This is a genomic window from Pantoea sp. BS_8, assembly GCF_041954965.1.
GTDB lineage: Bacteria > Pseudomonadota > Gammaproteobacteria > Enterobacterales > Enterobacteriaceae > Pantoea > Pantoea stewartii.
This window is the reverse complement of record NZ_JAVAXU010000008.1, coordinates 1-13,592: the sequence shown is the minus strand read 5'-3', so window position 1 is coordinate 13,592 and position 13,592 is coordinate 1. Positions and strand designations below refer to the sequence as shown.

The window sequence follows — 13,592 nt, the reverse complement described above, 5'->3', positions numbered from 1 at the left end:
GGGGCCGGGTGTTTTATTAACTGAAGAGGATGTTATGGTAACAATTCGTTTGGCACGTCACGGCGCTAAAAAGCGTCCGTTCTATCAGGTCGTCGTTACTGACAGCCGCAATGCACGCAACGGTCGCTTCATCGAGCGCGTAGGTTTCTTCAACCCGATCGCTTCTGGTCAGGCTGAAGCACTGCGTCTGGATCTGGATCGTATCGAGCACTGGGTTGGCCAGGGCGCAACGCTTTCTGATCGCGTTAACGCGCTGATCAAAGAAGCAAAGAAAGCAGCTTAATCTGTCACGGTGGTGAGCATGAGCAGACAACTTGCCGCACAGGCACCTGTTAACCCGATTGTATTGGGCAAAATGGGCGCTGCATACGGCATTCGCGGCTGGCTCAAAGTGTTTTCCTCCACTGAAGACGCTGAAAGCATCTTTGACTACCAACCCTGGTTTATCCAGCGCGCCGGTAAATGGCAGCAGGTGGAACTGGATAGTTGGAAGCACCACAATCAGGACCTGATCATCAAAGTCAAAGGCATTGACGATCGGGATGCGGCGGCACAGTTGACCAATTGCGAAATTCAGGTCGACTCTACGCAACTGCCTGCGCTGGAAAACGGTGAGTACTACTGGAAAGACCTGATGGGTTGCAAGGTGGTCAACGTTGAAGGCTACGAGTTGGGTAAAGTCATCGATATGATGGAAACCGGTTCGAACGACGTTCTCGTCGTGAAGGCAAACCTGAAAGATGCGTTTGGTGTACAGGAGCGGTTAATTCCGTTTCTTGATGAACAGGTTATCAAGAAAGTCGATCTCGCTACTGGCCTTATTGAAGTAGATTGGGATCCTGGTTTTTGATCTCCGAATCAAACGGTAACGTAACGGCGAAAACAATGTGGATTGGTGTAATTAGCCTGTTTCCAGAAATGTTTCGCGCTATTACCGATTACGGGGTAACTGGCCGGGCAGTAAAAAATGGCCTGCTCAGCGTTCAAAGCTGGAGTCCACGTGACTTCACGCACGACCGGCACCGTACTGTGGACGATCGTCCTTATGGTGGCGGACCGGGAATGCTGATGATGGTACAACCTTTACGGGATGCCATCTCCGCAGCGAAAGCAGCGGCGGGAGAGGGTGCCAGGGTGATATATCTTTCACCTCAGGGGCGCAAACTGGACCAACAGGGCGTTTGCGAACTGGCGTCACGCGACAAGTTAATTCTTGTTTGTGGCCGCTATGAAGGGATTGATGAGCGCGTAATCCAGACCGAAATTGATGAAGAATGGTCAATCGGTGATTACGTTCTCAGCGGTGGGGAACTGCCCGCAATGACGATGATTGACGCAGTCGCCCGGTTCATTCCGGGAGTACTCGGCAAGCAGGCGTCAGCCGATGAGGATTCGTTCTCGGAGGGATTGCTGGATTGTCCACACTATACCCGACCTGAAGTGTTAGAAGGGATGGAGGTTCCGCCAGTATTACTGTCGGGCAACCATGCCGATATTCGCCAGTGGCGCCTGAAACAGTCGCTAGGCCGTACCTGGCTGAGAAGACCTGAACTTCTGGAAAACCTGGCTCTGACTGAAGAGCAAGCAAGGTTGCTTAAGGCGTTCCAACAGGAACACCAGCAACAAAACGATGATGCGGAAGAGTAATCTTCCCTGACTATCAGTTTACCCAGGATAAGAGATTTAATTATGAGCAACATTATTAAGCAAATTGAACAAGAGCAGATGAAACAGGACGTACCTTCCTTCCGTCCGGGTGATACCGTGGAAGTGAAAGTATGGGTCGTTGAAGGTTCTAAAAAACGTCTGCAGGCATTCGAGGGCGTGGTTATCGCTATTCGTAACCGCGGTCTGCACTCTGCATTCACTGTTCGCAAAATTTCTAACGGCGAAGGCGTTGAGCGTGTCTTCCAGACTCACTCTCCGGTAATTGACAGCATCGCTGTTAAACGTCGTGGCGCTGTGCGTAAAGCCAAACTGTACTACCTGCGTGAGCGTACTGGTAAGTCTGCTCGTATCAAAGAGCGTCTTAGCTAAGGTATCGCTAACGCGACATCTAAAAGTTAATAGCAAACAAGGGGTTGGCAGCATGCCAGCCCCTTTTTTTATTGCCAGAGAAACGCTTTTACAGAAAAGACTTACCCGATGCAGCCCGCAGTCCGGGTCTGTCGGCCTGACAGGGCGGATTGTCGTTTAGGATGACGAATCCCGGCGTGAAGGACGATCACGATCACTCCCGTCAGCAAGGGATGGCGTCTCTGCCGGTGTTTTCAGGTAACATGTGTCCCGCCGTTCGCGCGTTGAAGACAGGGCCGTACTGCAAAATAAAAGCACGCTGTCATGAGCGGCTGCATAAATACTGCCTCCCCGATTTTCGTCGTCTCGCCCATGAGAGGGGTTGCCCGGGAAGGTGCGCATTATCATAAGGACAGGTTGTGAAGGACGCTCTTTTTTTTCTTTCTGGATTTTTACTTTCCATCGCCTCATTTCGTTCAGCCCGCTATGCGCTGGAAGGCAACAGCAATCTATGGCTTTGCCGCATTCTGACCGTGCTGTGGTCCCTCATGGTGTTCGTGTTGTTTCCCCTGTTTCTCGCCATTGGATTATATGGTCCGGCCCTGATTCTGGTGGCGCTGAACCTCATCATTGTCTGGGCTGGCCGTGAACACAGAAAGGAAATGGCGCGTAAGAAGCAGAAAGCCACGGCAGTTAAGCCGCATATCCCGTTAGTCGATGTGGATATGCCCTGGCTGAACATGAAAGAGATCGGCTTCAGTTATTTTGACTATGAGGGCAAGGTCGTTTACCAACGCGTCGATGTGGAATCCTGCGATGGGCGATTTATTAAAGGTTATAGTCATTTTTACAGAGAGTTACGCGCATTCGAACTGGACCGGATTGAGTACGGCATGGTTATTGTCTGGCGGACAAATGAAAGCATGACCGTTGACGACTGGCTTATCGCTTATGTTGAGGCTTATAGCCTCTGAGAACGCCCGGCTGACCTGACATCAGGGGCGCTGAAAATGATAGATCGCCGCGTTTACTGGCCCGCTGTCCAGGACAATTAAGCCATAACGGTAATCGATAAAGCGCCCACCGCTTTTTTCTGCCACTCGCCGGCTGGCATAGTTGTTCTCCACCGCCAGCAGTTCGATTGTCTGCACATCCGGCCGCGCAAAGCCAAATTCCAGTAATAATTTCACCGCCTGCGTAGCCACGCCCTGGCGCTGTGCATCGCTGCGCACCCAGTAACCGAGGGAACACAACGCGCCCGGCTCGCTGGCAAAACGAAAACCAGCACCGCCTAACAGACGATCCTGCGCATCCACAATCGCAAACTCTTCTGATTCTCGTACCGCCCGTTGTAAGTGGGTAAAGCGAATCCAGCTTTCGGCCTCATGAGGCTGATAGTTTTCGTGTGCCCAGCTCATCCAGGGCAAAAGGGTATCAAGTGAGGCATTTACCGCCGCGGTAAATGCCTCGACATCGTTTAACTGAAAAGGACGTAGCCGGATTGTTGGTGGGATCTGAACCATATTTCTGCCTCTCTGTGGGAATGCGCTTATCTTAACAGGCGATACCGCCACGTAAAATTCTTTTGTGTATATTAAAGTTTACATATTCAGCGGCTTCTGAGTTCATTTGTCTTTTATTAATATCTTGTTTTTATTGGTATTTAATTTATTTTGCCAAGGCTTTTATGGGTAGTGGTAAATAAAGTGTACATCCAGCGTTGTTGCGTGTATCAGTTATGGTACAGTAGTGTCACATCCTCTGTGAGGATCCTGTAAACGCATAAATGAGTGTAAAGGACAGCAAGATGCAAAAAGACGCGCTAAACAATGTTCACATTGCGAATGAACAAGTGTTGATCACCCCTGAAGAGCTGAAAACCAAGTTTCCGTTAAGCCCTGCGCAGCAGGCGCAAATTGCGGCATCGCGCCAGACCATTGCCGATATCATTGCCGGTCGCGATCCACGCCTGTTAGTGGTGTGCGGTCCTTGCTCTATTCATGACACAGAAGCCGCTCTTGATTATGCGCGTCGTTTAAAAACCCTTTCCGAAACGGTGAGTGATCAACTCTATCTTGTTATGCGCGTCTACTTTGAGAAACCCCGCACAACCGTTGGCTGGAAGGGGTTGATCAACGATCCTTACATGGATAACTCATTTGATATGGAAGCAGGGCTGCACATTGCACGTGAATTGCTGGTTAATCTGGTCGACATGGGCCTGCCTTTAGCTACGGAAGCGCTGGATCCTAACAGCCCACAGTATCTGGGCGATCTCTTCAGCTGGTCGGCGATCGGTGCGCGTACAACGGAATCGCAAACGCACCGTGAGATGGCGTCAGGACTCTCCATGCCGGTTGGCTTCAAAAACGGGACTGATGGCAGCCTGGGCACCGCGATTAATGCCATGCGTGCGGCGGCGATGCCTCACCGGTTTGTCGGGATCAATCAGTCGGGCCAGGTCTGCCTGCTGCAAACGCAGGGTAACCCGGATGGCCACGTCATTTTACGCGGAGGAAAAGCGCCCAACTACAGCCCTGAAGATGTGGCGAAGTGCGAAGCCGCCATGCTAAAAGCGGGACTCCGTCCGGCCTTAATGATAGATTGCAGCCATGGTAACTCCGATAAAGATTACCGCCGTCAGCCCGGTGTAGCGGAATCTGCCGTTGCGCAAATCAAACAAGGTAACCACTCAATTATTGGCTTGATGCTGGAAAGTCACATCCATGAAGGCAACCAGTCTTCTGAGCAGCCGCGCAGCGAGATGAAGTACGGTGTTTCCGTCACGGATGCCTGCATCAACTGGCAGGTTACCGAAGATTTACTGCGTGGCATGCATCATGAGCTACAAGGGGCGCTGGCGGCGCGTTTTTCACACGAGGTCTGATAGGTAATGGTCGCGGAACTAAACGCATTACGTGAACAAATTGATACGGTAGATAAAGCTTTACTGGATCTGCTGGCAAAACGTCTGGAACTGGTCGCTGAAGTGGGTGAAGTCAAAAGCCGCCATGGTTTGCCGGTCTATGTCCCTGAACGTGAAGCATCGATGCTGGCGTCGCGTCGTAAAGAAGCTGAGGCCCTTGGTGTTCCTGCGGACTTGATCGAAGACGTATTACGCCGGGTGATGCGTGAATCTTACGCCAGCGAAAACGATAAAGGTTTTAAAACATTGTGTCCTGCGCTTCGCCCAATCGTGATTATCGGCGGTGAAGGGCAGATGGGGCGCCTGTTCAATAAAATGCTGACGTTGTCTGGCTATGCGGTAAAGACGCTGGACAAAGATGACTGGGACAAGGCGGATACATTGCTGGCGGATGCCGGTATGGTGATGATCAGTGTCCCTATTCATCTGACAGAGGCGGTGATTAACCGGCTTCCTCCCTTGCCGGATGACTGCATTCTGGTGGATCTTGCCTCGGTTAAACATCGCCCTTTGCAGGCGATGCTGGCCGCACATCGCGGGCCAGTATTGGGTCTGCATCCAATGTTTGGGCCTGACAGCGGCAGCCTGGCCAAGCAGGTTGTGGTCTGGTGTGATGGGCGACAACCGGAAGCCTACCAGTGGTTTCTGGAGCAGATCCAGGTCTGGGGCGCGCGCCTTCATCGTATCGGTGCGGAAGAGCACGATCAGAACATGGCCTTTATTCAGGCCCTGCGCCATTTTGCGACGTTTGCTTATGGGCTGCATCTGGCGGAAGAGAACGTCAATCTTGACCAACTGCTGGCGTTGTCATCGCCTATCTACCGGCTGGAGCTGGCAATGGTTGGGCGCCTGTTTGCTCAGGATCCCCAGCTCTATGCGGATATCATCATGTCGTCTGAAAATAACCTGAATCTTATCAAGCGGTATTATCAGCGATTTGGCGAAGCGATTGCTTTGCTGGAACAAGGCGATAAGCACGCCTTTATCGCCAGCTTCAATCGGGTTGAGGCCTGGTTTGGCGATCACGCAAAACGCTTTTTGGTTGAAAGCAGAAGCTTACTGCGATCGGCTAACGACAGCCGTCCTTAAAAGCAAAAGGCATCCAACCGGATGCCTTTTTCATTTCTATTGCTTGGGTTCCACAGGAATCACATTCTCACTGGGATAGCAGCCAAGAACTTTCAGTGAACGCGTCATGGCGCGAAGTTCTTCCAGTGCCTGCTGCATTTTCTCAGACTGCAAATTACCCTGCACATCCAGATAAAACATCTCTTCCCAGGGATTGCCGTTAATTGGACGGGATTCCAGCTTGCTCATGATGAGATTGTGCTGGCGCAGGACCAAAAGGGCGTCAACCAGTGCACCTGCCTGTTGACCGGTTGCCATGATCAGCGTGGTTTTGGCCGAAATCTGATCGGAGACATCAATAGGTTTGCGTGCCAGAACAATAAAGCGAGTATGGTTCTGCTGCTGGTTAGCCAGATGGCGCTCAAGCACGCGTAACTGATAAAGCTCACCTCCGGCCTCACTGCCGATAGCCGCAACCTTCGGCGAGTTGAGCGCGGCCACTTTTTCCATCGCGGCGGCGGTACTTTCTGTGTAAACAATATTCCAGTGTGGAAAACGGTTGATAAAGTGGCTGGACTGCTGGAAAGGCTGTGGGTGGCTGTAAACCGTTTCGATTTGTTCCAGGTCGCTCGGGCCGCTCACCAGCATGCAGTGCTCAATGGGCAACGTCATTTCACCGACAATCGACAAATTGGTCTGTTGAAGCAGGTCATAAACATCATTGATGGAGCCGGAACTGGTGTTTTCGATGGGCAGGACAGCGTAGTCTGCCGCGTTGTTCTCAACCTGTTTAATAATGTCGTGGAATTTCAGGCAACCGCATTCCACCATGCTGTCGAAATGGCGGGCAGCATACTGTCGCGCAGCCAGATGAGAATAAGAGCCCTTTGGCCCTAAAAACGCGATGCGCGCAGCCTGTGCATGCGGATGGTTCAGGTTCTTTTGCAGCAATGCCTGCTGTGTCAGCACAGAGTCTTCAATGACTAACTGAAACAGACGGGTAATGTAATGCGCATCTAACTGATGCTTTTTGCCCAGCACAATAAGGTGTTCGATCAGCGCGCGCTCACGTTCGATATCACGGACAGGACGATGGGTGGCGAGTTTCGCTTCTGCCACCTCCACAGCCAGCAAACGCCGTTCGGCAAGTAACGTCAGTAGTTTTTCGTCCACGGCGCTGATTTTTTCACGCAGCGCCAGAAGCGGATTGTCCGGGGTCATAAGGCTCACCTGTAAGCTATCCAATAAAAAAGCCTCCCGATTGGGAGGCTTTGTTGTTCGTCTTCGCTTTCTTTTTACACGACGAATGGCCTCCCGTTCAGGGGAAGGTAAAAAAGAAAGCGAAGAAAAACGACAGTATTTTCATGAGGCGTTCCAAAATTGAGCTGACCTGAGAGTAACCGTACTCACGAAAAGCTGTCAACAAAAAACGCGCCCGGAGGCGCGTCAGAAAAGCGGGGATGAGGCTACTCTTCGGCTGCTGGCGTGAAATCTTTCACGCTGCTGGCCGCACGCCGCGCTTCAGGTTTGTGTTGGACTTTATTGAGTTGGCGCTCAAGTTTGCCGATCAAATCATTGATAGCGGTGTACATGTCGTCATGTTTGGCACTGGCGACCAGGGTACCGTTTGGTGTGTTAATGGTCGCGTCTGCCACAAACTCTTTGGACTCTTTCGACAGGACGATATGCGGATTAATCAGGTCAGTTTGCCATTTCTCAAGCTTGGCAAGGCGGTCTTCGACGTGTTCACGGATGGCTGGAGTAATTTCCATTTGCTTACTGGTAATGTTCACGATCATTATGCTTACCTCTCTGTGATTGCCGTCGGAATAGATCCAGCATAGCGCGATAATTCTGTATTTGTGTGATTTTGATCACAAAAAAATGTCACTTTTTGTCAACCAGGGCAAATTGTGAGAAAGGGCGAGAATGTGGTCGAAAAGGCTTGAAGCCAGGGCATTAACAAGGCATTGTTGACAGGTTAGCTCAGCGGCAACGTGTCAATATTGCCTGTTCTGTGCGCAAAAAAAAGCAGCCTCAGGGCTGCTTTTTTTGTTTCGGGAAAGGAAGGCTGATTAACTGTTATTGGCGGCGATAATTTTTGCCACTTTATCGGCCTCTGCATTCAACTGCAGTTGACGGTAGGCATTTTCCATCAGCGGAAGCGCGTCGTGGGTCGCCTGCGTATCAGGATAATCGCGCATCATGCCTTCAACACGGTTAACGACCGCGACATAAGCCCCGCGCTTGGTATAGAATTGCGCCACCGAGAGTTCATATTTAGCCAGACGATCTTTCAGGAAGACCTGACGCTTGTAAGCATCAGCGGCATACTGGCTGTTCGGGTAACTGCGCAGCAGCTGTGCAAAGTCGCGGAAAGCATCGCGCGCATGCGTAGGATCACGGTCCGAACGGTCAATGCCAAAAAAGCCCTGCAATGCTGAATCGTCCAGCGCCATATCCGTCAGACCTTTCATATAGATGACGTAATCGATATTAGGGTGCGTAGGATTCAAACGCATAAAGCGACTGATCGCCGCCTGCGCCATGGGCAGATCGGCATTTTTATAGTACGCGTAGATCAAATCCAACTGAACCTGCTGCGAATAGGGACCGAACGGGTAACGATTATCCAGCGCTTCCAGTTGCTTAATCGCCGCTTTAAAGTTACCGTCCTGCAGCTTTTGTTGCGCTGTAGCATAGATTTCAGAAGGCGGGTTGTCCGGTACCGCGTCATTTGAGCCGGAACAACCAACAAGTGCCAGGCTCAGTGTGGCTGCAGCCACCAGATATTTCATACGCGTCATGACGAAGTGATTATCCTCAAAATGTTATGGCGGAAGCTGTCCGTATAGCTCCCGGTAATGACCAGGTACGATAGCACATTATATTAAACGGCATCGCCGTAAAACCCAACGTTAACGAAGAAGCTGTATATGGCACAACAAGTTCAACTCACCGCAACGGTATCCGAGTCACAACTCGGACAACGTTTAGATCAGACTTTGGCGGAATTGTTCCCTGATTATTCACGTTCCCGCATAAAAGAGTGGATTCTCAACCAGCGCGTCAGTGTTAACGGCACTGTCATTGATAAGCCGAAAGAGAAAGTGCTTGGCGGCGAGCGCGTCACGATTGATGCAGAGATCGAAGAGGAGCAGCGCTGGGAACCCCAGGACATCCCGCTGGATATCGTATACGAAGACGAAGATATTATCGTCATCAATAAACCACGTGACCTGGTTGTCCATCCTGGGGCGGGAAATCCCGACGGTACGGTACTGAATGCACTACTGCATCACTATCCCGCCATTGTGGACGTTCCGCGTGCGGGTATTGTCCATCGTCTGGATAAAGACACCACCGGTTTGATGGTGGTGGCGAAGACCGTACCGGCGCAGACGCATTTAGTTGATGCCCTGCAGCGTCGTGAAATTACGCGTGAATATGAGGCGGTGGCCATTGGCACCATGACGGCGGGGGGAACGGTGGATGAACCGATTAGCCGTCACTCGACGAAACGTACGCATATGTCCGTGCATCCAATGGGTAAACCCGCTGTGACCCATTATCGCATTATGGAGCATTTCCGCGCCCATACGCGGCTTCGTCTGCGACTGGAAACCGGCCGTACGCACCAGATTCGCGTGCATATGTCGCATATTAATCATCCGCTGGTGGGCGATCCGCTCTACGGTGGCCGGCCGCGTCCGCCAAAAGGCGCGTCTGAAGAATTTATCGCGACCTTACGCGGTTTTGATCGTCAGGCACTGCACGCCACGATGCTCCGTCTTTATCATCCTATCTCGGGTATTGAGATGGAGTTTCATGCGGCCATTCCGCAGGATATGATCGATCTGATTGACGCGCTGAAAGCCGACACAGAGATGTTCAAGGATCAACTGGACTGGTTATGAGTCTGATTATCCCAAAATGGCCTGCGCCAGCGCAGGTGCGAGCTGTCTCGACATTACGCCACGGTGGCGTCAGTGAGGGAAACTGGTGCTCGCTGAATCTCGGGGGCCATGTCGGTGATAAAGCAGAACATGTTCGTGCTAACCGTGAGCGACTGGTCTCGCTTGCGGCGTTGCCCGCGATGCCGCAATGGCTGAATCAGGTGCATTCAACTGACGTTGAACATCTCTCTGCCCGCATGGATCCTCAGCCGCGGCAAGCCGATGCCTGCATAACGCGTGAGCCGGGCGTAGTTTGTGCTGTGATGACCGCTGACTGCCTGCCCGTGCTGTTTTGTTCTGACGATGGGCGTGAAGTGGCCGCTGCACATGCCGGATGGCGTGGGCTTTGTGGCGGCGTGCTGGAAAATACGCTGGCGCAGTTTCAGGCGCCGCCCGACAGAATCCATGCCTGGCTGGGGCCGGCGATCGGTCCTGATGCTTTTGAAGTCGGCGCGGAGGTTCGTCGTGCATTCATGGACATTGATCCGCGTGCGGCGGATGCATTCCGCCCCGTCGGAGATAAATTTTTTGCCGATATCTGGCATCTGGCCCGACAACGCCTGCAGGCCGCAGGGGTCCAGTCTGTCAGTGCAGATTCACGCTGCACCTTCAGTGAACCCGACAATTTCTTCTCCTACCGCCGGGACAGGATCACCGGGCGTATGGCAACTTTAATTTGGCTGTTATAGTCTTACGCCATAAGACGATCCAGGCAGTGCATTTTTTACTCATATCTCAGGTCATTATCCTTGAAAACTTGAGGGATGACCTCATTTTAATCTCCAGTAGCATTTGACCTGTAATGGGAGGAATTATGCGTCTGGATCGTCTTACTAATAAATTTCAACTTGCTCTCTCCGACGCGCAGTCTCTGGCATTGGGACACGACAACCAGTTTATCGAACCTTTACATCTGATGAGCGCACTGCTCAAACAGGAAGGGGGATCGGTCGCTCCGCTGTTGTCCTCTACCGGCATAGACGTGGCCTCTCTGCGTACGCAGATTGACCAGGCTATCGATCGTCTGCCCCAGGTGGAAGGCAGCGACGGCGACGTGCAACCTTCTGCCGACCTGATCAGAGTGCTTAATCTGTGCGACAAGCTGGCACAGAAGCGCAATGACAACTTTATCTCATCTGAATTATTTGTTTTGGCAGCCCTGGATTCACGTGGCTCGCTGGCAGACATTCTGAAGTCTGCGGGTGCCACTAACGACAAGCTCACCAAAGCGATAGAACAACTTCGTGGAGGTGACAACGTGAACGATCAGGGTGCTGAAGATCAGCGTCAGGCGTTAAAGAAATACACAATCGATCTCACTGAGCGTGCCGAGAAAGGCAAGCTGGATCCGGTGATTGGTCGTGATGAGGAAATTCGCCGTACCATCCAGGTATTGCAGCGCCGTACTAAAAATAACCCTGTGTTAATCGGTGAGCCCGGCGTAGGTAAGACCGCCATTGTTGAAGGGCTGGCCCAACGCATTATCAATGGCGAAGTGCCGGAAGGGCTGAAAGGTCGCCGTGTACTGGCGCTGGATATGGGCGCGCTGGTGGCAGGGGCAAAATACCGGGGTGAATTCGAGGAGCGCCTGAAAGGCGTACTCAGCGACCTGGCCAAACAGGAAGGCAACGTCATCCTGTTTATCGATGAGTTACATACCATGGTGGGCGCAGGCAAAGCGGACGGCGCAATGGATGCCGGTAATATGCTGAAGCCGGCACTGGCACGTGGTGAGCTGCACTGCGTCGGTGCCACCACGCTGGATGAATATCGCCAGTACATTGAGAAGGATGCGGCACTGGAGCGTCGTTTCCAGAAAGTGTTTGTCGCAGAGCCAAGCGTTGAAGATACCATCGCCATTTTGCGCGGGTTAAAAGAGCGCTATGAGTTGCACCATCATGTACAGATTACTGACCCGGCTATCGTTGCGGCGGCCACGCTTTCTCACCGCTATATCGCCGATCGTCAGTTACCCGATAAGGCGATTGACCTGATCGATGAAGCGGCATCCAGCATTCGTATGCAGATTGACTCCAAACCAGAGGCACTGGATCGACTGGAGCGGCGCATTATTCAGTTGAAACTGGAACAGCAGGCGCTGAAGAAAGAGTCTGATGATGCCAGCGTGAAACGTCTGGAGATGCTCGAAGCGGAGCTGAATCAGAAAGAGCGTGAATATGCTGAGCTGGAAGAAGAGTGGAAAGCGGAAAAAGCCTCATTAACCGGTACGCAGAATATTAAAGCGGAGCTGGAACAGGCACGCCTCCAGCTTGAGCAGGCGCGTCGCTCTGGTGATTTGGCGCAGATGTCTGAGCTGCAGTACGGCAAAATCCCGGCGCTGGAAAAACAACTGGCTTCTGCCACCCAGTCTGAAGGCAAAACCATGAAGCTGCTGCGCAATCGCGTGACAGATGTGGAAATTGCCGATGTGCTGGCGCGCTGGACCGGTATTCCGGTTGCCCGCATGATGGAAGGGGAGCGAGACAAACTGCTGCGAATGGAACAGGAGCTCCACTCACGCGTTATCGGACAGGATGAAGCCGTCGAAGCGGTGTCCAATGCCATTCGTCGTAGCCGTGCGGGTCTGGCCGATCCAAACCGTCCTGTCGGGTCATTCCTGTTCCTCGGCCCAACGGGTGTGGGTAAAACCGAGTTGTGTAAATCGCTGGCTAACTTCCTGTTTGACAGTGACGATGCGATGGTCCGTATCGACATGTCTGAATTTATGGAGAAACACTCGGTATCGCGGCTGGTGGGGGCACCTCCGGGCTACGTTGGCTATGAAGAAGGCGGCTATCTGACCGAGGCGGTTCGCCGTCGTCCGTATTCGGTGATTCTGCTGGATGAGATAGAGAAGGCGCATCCCGATGTCTTCAATATCCTGCTGCAGGTGCTGGATGATGGCCGGTTAACGGATGGGCAAGGTCGCACCGTTGATTTCCGCAACACGGTGGTAATCATGACCTCGAACCTGGGCTCCGATCTGATTCAGGAACGTTTCGGCAATCTGAACTACGCCGAAATGAAGGGGGTTGTCATGGGTGTGGTAGGACAGCACTTCCGTCCTGAATTTGTTAACCGTATTGATGAGGTGGTGGTGTTCCATCCTCTGGGTGAAAAACACATTGCCTCTATCGCACAGATTCAGCTGCAACGGTTGTACAAACGTCTGGAGGATCGCGGTTATCAGCTGCATATCTCTGATGCCGCGATCAAGCTGCTGGGTGAGAACGGTTATGATCCGGTGTACGGTGCGCGTCCACTGAAACGCGCTATCCAGCAACAGATAGAGAATCCGCTGGCACAGCAGATCCTTTCCGGACAACTGGTTCCGGGAAAAGTGATAGAAATGGATGTCAAAGACGACGTCATTACGGCACATCAGTAAGGTTGTCTCTGTTAAAAACGGGCGTAATGCCCGTTTTTTGTTTCTGAAACGGGCCGGATTGGTGGTTTCTGCGACGGTTTGCCTGGAAAGTGAGCGGTTGAGAGGTTTCTTTGAATTACCCCCTTGCCAGCCCAAAATATTTGCCTATAATGCGCCTCCACTGACACGGCACAACGGCTTACGGAATGCGGTGTTCAGCAGAGAACTCCCCGGAGTTTTCGCCGGAGAAAAACTTCTC

15 protein-coding genes and 1 other annotated feature are annotated in these 13,592 nt (G+C 52.2%); of the genes, 10 read left to right on the top strand and 5 right to left on the bottom strand.

Going from position 1 to position 13,592, the window contains the following annotated elements; translation table 11 throughout:
- The first annotated feature begins 34 nt into the window (after positions 1-34).
- From rpsP to RAC65_RS15040, 5 genes are all read left to right on the top strand, one after another.
- The gene (gene rpsP, locus RAC65_RS15060) at positions 35-283 is read left to right on the top strand and encodes a 30S ribosomal protein S16 (protein ID WP_033739514.1); all 249 of its coding nucleotides are present in this window, start codon (positions 35-37) and stop codon (positions 281-283) included.
- A gap of 18 nt (positions 284-301) precedes the next feature.
- The gene (gene rimM, locus RAC65_RS15055) at positions 302-850 is read left to right on the top strand and encodes a ribosome maturation factor RimM (protein ID WP_006120709.1); all 549 of its coding nucleotides are present in this window, start codon (positions 302-304) and stop codon (positions 848-850) included.
- A gap of 35 nt (positions 851-885) precedes the next feature.
- Positions 886-1,647, top strand: a complete 762-nt coding sequence (trmD, locus tag RAC65_RS15050; protein WP_050504850.1) for a tRNA (guanosine(37)-N1)-methyltransferase TrmD — start codon at positions 886-888, stop codon at positions 1,645-1,647.
- A 42-nt stretch (positions 1,648-1,689) separates the two neighbouring features.
- Positions 1,690-2,037, top strand: a complete 348-nt coding sequence (rplS, locus tag RAC65_RS15045) for a 50S ribosomal protein L19 (protein WP_006120707.1) — start codon at positions 1,690-1,692, stop codon at positions 2,035-2,037.
- A 398-nt stretch (positions 2,038-2,435) separates the two neighbouring features.
- Positions 2,436-2,990, top strand: a complete 555-nt coding sequence (locus RAC65_RS15040; RefSeq protein ID WP_033739511.1) for a hypothetical protein — start codon at positions 2,436-2,438, stop codon at positions 2,988-2,990.
- Positions 2,991-3,011: 21 nt separating this feature from the next.
- Here RAC65_RS15040 and RAC65_RS15035 read toward each other — a convergent pair whose 3' ends face one another.
- Positions 3,012-3,539 (bottom strand): GNAT family N-acetyltransferase, encoded by a 528-nt coding sequence (locus RAC65_RS15035; protein ID WP_033739509.1) that lies wholly within the window; start codon positions 3,537-3,539, stop codon positions 3,012-3,014.
- Between the two features lie 284 nt (positions 3,540-3,823).
- On the opposite strand from RAC65_RS15035, the gene RAC65_RS15030 reads away from it, so the two are divergent.
- Both RAC65_RS15030 and tyrA read left to right on the top strand, forming a co-directional pair.
- Complete coding sequence (locus RAC65_RS15030; protein ID WP_375096846.1) at positions 3,824-4,903, top strand: 3-deoxy-7-phosphoheptulonate synthase; 1,080 nt, start codon at positions 3,824-3,826, stop codon at positions 4,901-4,903.
- Between the two features lie 6 nt (positions 4,904-4,909).
- Positions 4,910-6,031, top strand: a complete 1,122-nt coding sequence (gene tyrA, locus RAC65_RS15025; protein WP_006120703.1) for a bifunctional chorismate mutase/prephenate dehydrogenase — start codon at positions 4,910-4,912, stop codon at positions 6,029-6,031.
- A 36-nt stretch (positions 6,032-6,067) separates the two neighbouring features.
- On the opposite strand, the gene pheA is transcribed toward tyrA, so the two are convergent.
- The 4 genes from pheA to bamD form a co-directional block, all read right to left on the bottom strand.
- Positions 6,068-7,231 carry a bifunctional chorismate mutase/prephenate dehydratase gene (gene pheA / locus RAC65_RS15020; RefSeq protein ID WP_033739505.1) on the bottom strand — a complete coding sequence of 388 codons (1,164 nt, stop codon included), beginning with the start codon at positions 7,229-7,231 and terminating at the stop codon, positions 6,068-6,070.
- A gap of 22 nt (positions 7,232-7,253) precedes the next feature.
- Positions 7,254-7,377: a sequence feature (Phe leader region), on the bottom strand.
- Positions 7,329-7,376, bottom strand: a complete 48-nt coding sequence (locus tag RAC65_RS15015) for a hypothetical protein (protein ID WP_193750318.1) — start codon at positions 7,374-7,376, stop codon at positions 7,329-7,331. It overlaps the preceding feature by 48 nt.
- Positions 7,378-7,476: 99 nt before the next feature.
- A complete protein-coding gene (raiA, locus tag RAC65_RS15010; protein ID WP_006120701.1) occupies positions 7,477-7,809 on the bottom strand; it encodes a ribosome-associated translation inhibitor RaiA in 333 nt (110 codons plus the stop codon).
- A gap of 276 nt (positions 7,810-8,085) precedes the next feature.
- Positions 8,086-8,817 carry an outer membrane protein assembly factor BamD gene (bamD, locus tag RAC65_RS15005; protein ID WP_375093903.1) on the bottom strand — a complete coding sequence of 244 codons (732 nt, stop codon included), beginning with the start codon at positions 8,815-8,817 and terminating at the stop codon, positions 8,086-8,088.
- Positions 8,818-8,946: 129 nt separating this feature from the next.
- On the opposite strand from bamD, the gene rluD reads away from it, so the two are divergent.
- The 3 genes from rluD to clpB all read left to right on the top strand — a co-directional run bounded on the left by rluD (position 8,947) and on the right by clpB (position 13,354).
- Positions 8,947-9,927 (top strand): 23S rRNA pseudouridine(1911/1915/1917) synthase RluD, encoded by a 981-nt coding sequence (gene rluD / locus RAC65_RS15000; protein ID WP_006120699.1) that lies wholly within the window; start codon positions 8,947-8,949, stop codon positions 9,925-9,927.
- A complete protein-coding gene (gene yfiH, locus RAC65_RS14995) occupies positions 9,924-10,655 on the top strand; it encodes a purine nucleoside phosphorylase YfiH (protein WP_262959402.1) in 732 nt (243 codons plus the stop codon). The genes rluD and yfiH overlap by 4 nt, the downstream gene beginning before the upstream one ends.
- Positions 10,656-10,780: 125 nt before the next feature.
- A complete protein-coding gene (gene clpB, locus RAC65_RS14990; protein ID WP_033739502.1) occupies positions 10,781-13,354 on the top strand; it encodes an ATP-dependent chaperone ClpB in 2,574 nt (857 codons plus the stop codon).
- Positions 13,355-13,592 lie beyond the last annotated feature (238 nt).

What these genes read in the sequence shown, in the direction of transcription:
- rpsP (WP_033739514.1), top strand. Translation starts at nt 35, where the DNA reads ATGGTAACAATTCGTTTGGCACGTCACGGCGCTAAAAAGCGTCCGTTC.
- rimM (WP_006120709.1), top strand. Translation starts at nt 302, where the DNA reads ATGAGCAGACAACTTGCCGCACAGGCACCTGTTAACCCGATTGTATTG.
- trmD (WP_050504850.1), top strand. Translation starts at nt 886, where the DNA reads ATGTGGATTGGTGTAATTAGCCTGTTTCCAGAAATGTTTCGCGCTATT.
- rplS (WP_006120707.1), top strand. Translation starts at nt 1,690, where the DNA reads ATGAGCAACATTATTAAGCAAATTGAACAAGAGCAGATGAAACAGGAC.
- RAC65_RS15035 (WP_033739509.1), bottom strand. Translation starts at nt 3,539, where the DNA reads ATGGTTCAGATCCCACCAACAATCCGGCTACGTCCTTTTCAGTTAAAC.
- RAC65_RS15030 (WP_375096846.1), top strand. Translation starts at nt 3,824, where the DNA reads ATGCAAAAAGACGCGCTAAACAATGTTCACATTGCGAATGAACAAGTG.
- tyrA (WP_006120703.1), top strand. Translation starts at nt 4,910, where the DNA reads ATGGTCGCGGAACTAAACGCATTACGTGAACAAATTGATACGGTAGAT.
- pheA (WP_033739505.1), bottom strand. Translation starts at nt 7,231, where the DNA reads ATGACCCCGGACAATCCGCTTCTGGCGCTGCGTGAAAAAATCAGCGCC.
- raiA (WP_006120701.1), bottom strand. Translation starts at nt 7,809, where the DNA reads ATGATCGTGAACATTACCAGTAAGCAAATGGAAATTACTCCAGCCATC.
- bamD (WP_375093903.1), bottom strand. Translation starts at nt 8,817, where the DNA reads ATGACGCGTATGAAATATCTGGTGGCTGCAGCCACACTGAGCCTGGCA.
- rluD (WP_006120699.1), top strand. Translation starts at nt 8,947, where the DNA reads ATGGCACAACAAGTTCAACTCACCGCAACGGTATCCGAGTCACAACTC.
- yfiH (WP_262959402.1), top strand. Translation starts at nt 9,924, where the DNA reads ATGAGTCTGATTATCCCAAAATGGCCTGCGCCAGCGCAGGTGCGAGCT.
- clpB (WP_033739502.1), top strand. Translation starts at nt 10,781, where the DNA reads ATGCGTCTGGATCGTCTTACTAATAAATTTCAACTTGCTCTCTCCGAC.